This window comes from Nonomuraea sp. NPDC001684, from assembly GCF_053596515.1.
Genome location: NZ_JBSFGJ010000523.1, coordinates 1 through 6,059, shown reverse-complemented (window position 1 = coordinate 6,059; position 6,059 = coordinate 1). Strand labels below are relative to the sequence as shown.

Sequence of the window (6,059 nt, the reverse complement as noted above, 5' to 3'; positions counted from 1 at the left end):
CCGGGATCGGCCCGGCCAGCCCCAGCCCGTTGCGCTCGGGAACCAGGTAGACCGGCCGCGCGCCGCTGATGGCCAGCGCGTGCTGGATCGACTTGTGGCAGTTGCGGTCGACCAGGACGGTGTCGTCGCGGGCGATCGCGTGGTGCCCGACGATGCGGTTGGCGGTGGAGTTGCCGTTGACCACGAAGAACGTGCGCTCGGCGCCGAAGACGCGGGCCGCGTTGTGCTCGGCCTCGCCGATCGGGCCGGTGTGGTCGAGCGGCGAGCCCAGCTCCCCGACGGAGATCGACAGGTCGGTGCGCAGCAGCCGCTCGCCGTAGAAGTCGAAGAACGCCCGGCCCACGGGCGACTTCAGGAACGCCACGCCGCCCGCGTGCGCCGGGGTGTGCCAGGAGTAGGGGTGGTGGTCCTCCAGGTGCAGCAGCGCGCGGAAGAACGGCGGGAGGATCTGGTCGGCGTACTGGTCGGCGGCGTGCGCGATGCGCCCGGCGATGAACTGCGGGGTGTCCTCCAGCGGGAAGACGTAACCCTGGATGACCTCGTACACCCACAGCGGCAGCTCCTGGTCCTGGGTGATCAGGAAGACCGGCAGGCCGCGGAAGCGCTTGGCCACCGCGGCCAGCAGGTCTTCGGCGCCGGGCGCGTCCCAGGCCGCCAGGATCGCCGTGAGCGAGGCGTCGGACCCGACCACCGCCAGGGCGTCGGCCGTGCGGTGGGTCCAGCGCACCTGGAGGCCGAGCTCGCCCATCTCGGCGCACACCCGGCGGATCTGCTCGGCGAGCGCCGAGTCGGCGTCGGGGTGTTCGGTGACGGCGGCCAGAACCGTTCGCTCCATACGGCACTCCGTGATCGATCAGGGACGGGAATCTGCCCTGATCGTAACGCCAAGGAATGGCAAAGACACGGTAAGTGACGAAAGCCTGTCAGGCGCTCAGAAGTGGCGCCCGAGCGCGAAGGTCCGGTCCGCGTGCCAGCGGCGGCCGTCGGTGACCAGCAGGCGCACCTCGCGGACCCGGGCGGCCAGCGGCAGCCCCGCGGCCAGCTCGGCCTCCACGTGGTCGAGGAGCTCCGGCTCCTGCTGGTCGGCGACCGTGAGGTGGGGGACGATCGAGGCGAACCGGCCGCCGTAGGGCGGGGCCTCGGGCCACCGGGCGGCGACCGCCTCCGTCAGCTCCCGGAACGGCCGCTCGGGGTCGGGGGAGAGGTAGAGCACCCCGGGGAACCTGCCGCATCCGGTGAACCGCACGTCGAAGGCGGGATGCGCGCCGATCAGCCGGTCGAGCGCCCCCTCGTCGAGACGGTCGCGATCGAGGAACGGGTAGAGGATCGTCACGTGCGCGGGGACGCCGTCGGCGGCGGCGGCGTCCAGCCGGGAGCGCCAGGGGCCGACCAGCGGCTCCGCTTCGGGGATCGCGACCACGAGCGCCGTTCCGCCGGCTCGGTACGGGCCCGGTTCCGTGGGAGGCATGACTCAGGCTCCCAGGCCGTCCGTGGCGCCGGCCACCGATTTACCCGGGCCGGTCGGCCGCGGCGCCGCCCGCCGTTTTATCCGGCCCGCCCGCGCCGGGACCGGGTAGCAGGTCGACGTCGCCGGCGTGCATCGGCGCGCCGCAGTGGGCGCAGCGCAGCTCCACGGCGCTGATCTCGCCGCAGGCGTGGTGGCGGTAGAGCACGGGCGGCCCGGCCTGGCCCGCGAGCCACCGGTCACCCCATCCGGCCATGACCATGAGCAGGTCGACCAGCTCGGCGCCCTTGGCCGTCAGGTGGTATTCGTGGCGCGGCCGCCGGTCGTAGGGGCGCCGTTCGAGGACGCCGTGGTCGACGAGATGGGTGAGCCGTTCGGTCAGCACCTTGCGGGAGATGCCGAGATCGGCCTGGAGCTGGTCGAACCGCCGTACTCCGGCCCACACGTCCCGCAGGATCAGCGGCGACCACGGCTCGCCGATCACGTCGAGGGTGCGGGCGATGGAACAGGCCATCTCCGCGAAGTTCGTGCGCTGCATGGACCCATCCTACCTTTCGGGGTTCCCTGAAGGAACTCTCGGTGCTACGGTTACGGAGTCTCCTCAAGGAACTCCAGAATCCGGAGAGAACCCATGAAACTCGACCCCGACGTGCGCGGCGTGCTCGACGGCACCCCGATCGCCCACCTCGCCACCGTCCTGCCCGACGGCGCCCCCCATTCCGTCCCGGTCTGGATCGGCACGCACGGCGACCATGTCGCCGTCCTCACCGGCCCGCGCTCCCGCAAGGCGCTCAACCTGCGGCGCGACCCGCGGGTCGCGCTCTCCCTGACGCCGCCCGGCGACCCGTTCCGGCCGGTGCTCGTCCGGGGCAGGGTCGTGGAGTGGGTCGAGGGCGCGGCGGGCTGGGAGATCGTCGACCGGATCGCCGCGAAGTACATCGGCGGCCCCTACTCGCGCGCGGAGGAACGGGTCGTCCTGCTCATCGAGCCCGACCGGCAGAGCGCGGGCTGACCTCCGCCACCGGAGGCGGGCTCGCCCGGCGGCGCCGGTGGTAGCAGACAGTGGCGGTGGCCAGCGCGGCGCCCCACACCGGCCAGAAGCACTCCGGCAGCCAGGCTCCCCACTCCTCCAGGGCGAACCGGCCGGCCACGGTCCAGCGGATGTAGGTGAGCCCGGCCACCGTGACGATGATCGAGACGAACCCGGCCGGGACGACCGCCAGCAGCGGCGGCACCCGCCGGCCGCGCAGCCCAGGGATCCACCGCGGGAACACCTCGCCCCACCGCTGGACCAGCCCGAGGGTCAGCACGCCGCCCAGCGCCCCGAACGTCGCCAGGTACGCCCCCGCCAGCCACAGCCCGTCCTCGCCCGCGGCCAGGAACTCCGTGCTCACGCCGAGCGGGATGCCCAGCGCCCAGGCCCACCGGGTGGCGCAGTAGACCAGCGGCACCGCGACCGCCACGTACACCGCGATCCGCCCGCGCGCCGGGGTGAACCAGTTCCCGCGCCCGCGCCCGTGGTCCCGCGCGGCGGCGGCCAGCAGCAGGCCGCCCAGCACGCACACGAGCTGGTTGAGCACCGGCCACGGCCAGGCGTCGGCGAACGTCGCGCCGCCCAGCCCCCAGCCGAACAGGGGCGCGGCCAGGAGCAACGGCGTGTAGGCGACGCCCATCATCAGCCGCGAGTCCGGAACCACCAGCACCAGCAACGCGGCGATCGGCCAGGCCAGAAGGACCGGCACCCGCCCCCACACCCCCTTCGCCGGGCGCTCACCACCCCGGGGGCTCGTCCCGGGTCGGCGCGGCGGTCCGGGCCGGAGCGGCGGAGGGTCGTTCGGTCCGGGGGCGTTCGCCGGGTGGGCGTCGTTGCGGCGGGTCAGGGCCAGTGCCGTCGCGGCCACCAGGGCCGAGAACGCCGCGATCCACCAGCCGAACGGCGGCGCCGTGCCGGCCAGGATCGACAGCGCGCCGTCGGGGTCGGGATCGTCGGCCCCCCAGGGGTAGCCGGGCGCCCCGAGCGCCCACGCCGCGCCGAGCAGGCCGTAGGCGACCGCCCACAGCGCCGCCGCGTACCCGTACCGGCCGGAAGTGAAGATCGTCATGCCGACGAGCCTTCCAGCGCGGGCGCACGACGGGCAGATGCCGTTCGGCACCTCCCGCGGGCCGCGGCAGTGCCGTTCAGCACGTGGGGGCGCGCGGCGCGGGCGCATATCGTGTCCCGGGTGAACGTGCTGTGGATGGCCGCCGCCGCGCTGCCGGCGGCGGTCGCCGTCGCCGTGGCGGCGATCGGGTTGTTCCTGACCGGGAGCAGGGCCGGGAGCAGGGCCGGGAGCAGGGCCGGGTGGCTCGCCTGGCTGGTCCTGCCGGCCGCGGGCGCGTCCCTGGCGGTCACGGCCCTGTGGCGGGCCGCCGCGGGGCCGTCCACGCCGGGCGTCGGCGCGCTGGGCATGGCCGAGAGCGCGGCGCTGACGGTCGCGGCCGGGCTGGTCGTCCGGTACGCGCCGGTCCGCCGGGCCGTGCCCGCGGCGCTGCTGGCGGGGCTCGCCGCGGCCACCTGGCTGCCGCGGGTCTTCACGCCGGCCTCCGCGCTGGAGGCGGTGGGGGCGTGCGCGTTCTGGGGGGCGGGCGTGCTGGCGGGCGCCGCCGTGGGCGCCTACCTGCGCCTGCTCGACGTACGGCAGCGGCGCGCGGTGGCCGACACCCGCACCGTCCTGCGGCTGCGGCTGGCCGGCGACCTGCACGACTTCCTCGCCCACGACATCAGCGAGATGGTCGCGCACGCCCAGGCGGGCGCCGTCGCGGGCGATCCGCTGCGGGCCCTGCAACGCGTCGAGGCGGCCGGTCAACGGGCCCTGTCCACGCTCGACCGCACGCTCGACATGCTCCACCACGACCGGCCCCTCGGCCCGTCCGGCGACCTGGACGGCGTCGCCGAGGCCGCCGCGCGCTTCTCCGCCGCCGGATCCGCGCACGTCGGCGTGCGGATCGACCGCGCGGCGGCCGTCCCGGCGGAGACGGCGGCGCTGGCCTACCGGATCGTGATCGAAGGGCTGACCAACATCCGGCGGCACGCGCCGCGGGCCGGCCGCGTCGAGCTGTCCGTCACGACGCCGGGCGACGTCCTGGAGATCACCCTGACCAACGACGGGACGTCCGGCGCGGCGGGCCGCCGGCGCGGCGGCTCGGGTCTGCCCGGCCTGGCCGCGCTCGTCGCCGAACAAGGGGGCGAGCTGGTCGCGGGGGCCGTGCCGGACGGGTGGTCGCTGGCGGCGCGGCTGCCGCTGCGACAATCTCCCGGGTGAGCATCCGCATCCTCGTCGCCGACGACCAGGAGGGCATCCGCGACGCCTTCCGCCTGATCCTCGACGCCCAGCCCGACCTGAGCGTGGTGGCCGAGGCGGCCGACGGCCGCACCGCGATCGACACCGCCCTCGCCGTCCGGCCGGACGTGGTCCTCGCCGACATCCGCATGCCCGGCGCCGACGGCATCGAGGTGACCCGCGCCCTGGCCGGCACCGGCATCCACGTGGTGGTCGTCACCACGTTCGGGCTGGAGGAGTACGTGCAGGCGGCGCTCAGGCACGGCGCGGCCGGGTTCGTGCTGAAACGTTCGGGCCCCGCGCTGCTCGTGGAGGCCGTCCGGGCGGCGGTGAACGGCGACATGCTCATCAGCCCCCAGCTCACCGTCCGGCTGCTGCGCGGCACCGGCCCGGAACGGGAGGTCTCGGACGTGGTGCTGACCGAGCGGGAGGACGAGATCGTGGCCCTGGTGGCTCAGGGGCGGACCAACGCGGAGATCGCCGCCGAGCTCTTCCTGTCCCCGGGGACGGTGAAGAACCATGTCGCCGCGGTCCAGCGCAAGATCGGCGCGAGGAACCGCGTGATGATCGCGGGATGGGCGTGGGCGACCGGCAGGGCCCAGCCGTGACGGGGTGCGCCCGTCCGTGCCGTGCCGCCGGTCAGGGGAGGTGGCGGGCCAGGTAGAGGGCCGTCTCGACGTTCAGGGCGACCTGCTCGCCGAGCGTGTCGAGGAGCGTGCCGAACAGGTTCTCGCGCACGTCCTCGGCCAGGATGCGGTAGGACGACTGGGTGGACAGCAGGGCGACGTAGTCGGCGGCCGAGACCGTGCGTCCCGACCGGTAGAGGCGGGTGCCGAGGTCGCCGAACTCGGGCGGCAGCCCCATCTCCCGGGCCCACTCGCGGGCTCCGGCCTCCTCGCCGATGGGCCTGCCGATCGGGCCGGTGTTGGGCCTGATGTGCGGGGCGAACCGCTCGTGCGCGGCCAGCAGCCGCGCGGTCACCCCCTCGTCGGCGGGCCAGTCGACGTTCCAGAACAGGGCGAGCCCGCCGCCCGGGGCCAGCGCCGCGGCGGCCCGCTGCCAGCGCACCTCCTTGTCGACCCAGTGCCACGCCTGCGCGCAGTACAGCAGGCCGAACGCCCGCTCCGGGACGTACTCCTCGAACGCCGAGACGGTGACCGTCACGTTCGGCCGGCCGGCGGTCCGCCGGGCCAGCACGGCGGCCATGGCCGGATCCGGCTCGGTGGCCACGACCTCGACGCCGGTCGCCGCGAACAGCTCCGTCGCCTTCCCCG

The 6,059-nt window shown here is 75.0% G+C and carries 8 protein-coding genes; 3 read left to right on the top strand and 5 right to left on the bottom strand.

Annotated elements, in window-relative coordinates; genetic code table 11:
• The 3 genes from ACWCSD_RS45985 to ACWCSD_RS45975 all read right to left on the bottom strand — a co-directional run.
• A partial coding sequence (locus tag ACWCSD_RS45985; RefSeq protein WP_449924977.1) for an Orn/Lys/Arg decarboxylase N-terminal domain-containing protein occupies positions 1-835 on the bottom strand: 835 nt, incomplete at its 3' end.
• Positions 836-931: 96 nt separating this feature from the next.
• A complete protein-coding gene (locus ACWCSD_RS45980; protein ID WP_397163016.1) occupies positions 932-1,468 on the bottom strand; it encodes a 2'-5' RNA ligase family protein in 537 nt (178 codons plus the stop codon).
• 40 nt (positions 1,469-1,508) lie between these two features.
• Positions 1,509-2,003 carry a winged helix-turn-helix transcriptional regulator gene (locus ACWCSD_RS45975; RefSeq protein ID WP_449924973.1) on the bottom strand — a complete coding sequence of 165 codons (495 nt, stop codon included), beginning with the start codon at positions 2,001-2,003 and terminating at the stop codon, positions 1,509-1,511.
• Between the two features lie 93 nt (positions 2,004-2,096).
• Here ACWCSD_RS45975 and ACWCSD_RS45970 point away from each other — a divergent pair, with 93 nt between their 5' ends.
• Positions 2,097-2,477: a PPOX class F420-dependent oxidoreductase gene (locus ACWCSD_RS45970; protein ID WP_397163013.1), complete on the top strand. Its 381-nt coding sequence runs from the start codon at positions 2,097-2,099 to the stop codon at positions 2,475-2,477.
• Here ACWCSD_RS45970 and ACWCSD_RS45965 read toward each other — a convergent pair.
• Positions 2,446-3,567, bottom strand: coding sequence for a hypothetical protein (locus tag ACWCSD_RS45965; protein WP_449924969.1), 1,122 nt, complete (start codon positions 3,565-3,567; stop codon positions 2,446-2,448). The two genes, ACWCSD_RS45970 and ACWCSD_RS45965, sit on opposite strands and share 32 nt — an antisense overlap.
• A gap of 120 nt (positions 3,568-3,687) precedes the next feature.
• On the opposite strand from ACWCSD_RS45965, the gene ACWCSD_RS45960 reads away from it, so the two are divergent.
• Together ACWCSD_RS45960 and ACWCSD_RS45955 are read left to right on the top strand one after the other, a co-directional pair.
• Positions 3,688-4,767 (top strand): sensor histidine kinase, encoded by a 1,080-nt coding sequence (locus ACWCSD_RS45960; protein ID WP_449924966.1) that lies wholly within the window; start codon positions 3,688-3,690, stop codon positions 4,765-4,767.
• Positions 4,764-5,393, top strand: coding sequence for a response regulator (locus ACWCSD_RS45955; protein ID WP_397163008.1), 630 nt, complete (start codon positions 4,764-4,766; stop codon positions 5,391-5,393). Before ACWCSD_RS45960 ends, ACWCSD_RS45955 begins: the two co-directional genes overlap by 4 nt.
• 31 nt (positions 5,394-5,424) lie before the next feature.
• Here ACWCSD_RS45955 and ACWCSD_RS45950 read toward each other — a convergent pair.
• A partial coding sequence (locus tag ACWCSD_RS45950; RefSeq protein WP_449924963.1) for a class I SAM-dependent methyltransferase occupies positions 5,425-6,059 on the bottom strand: 635 nt, incomplete at its 5' end.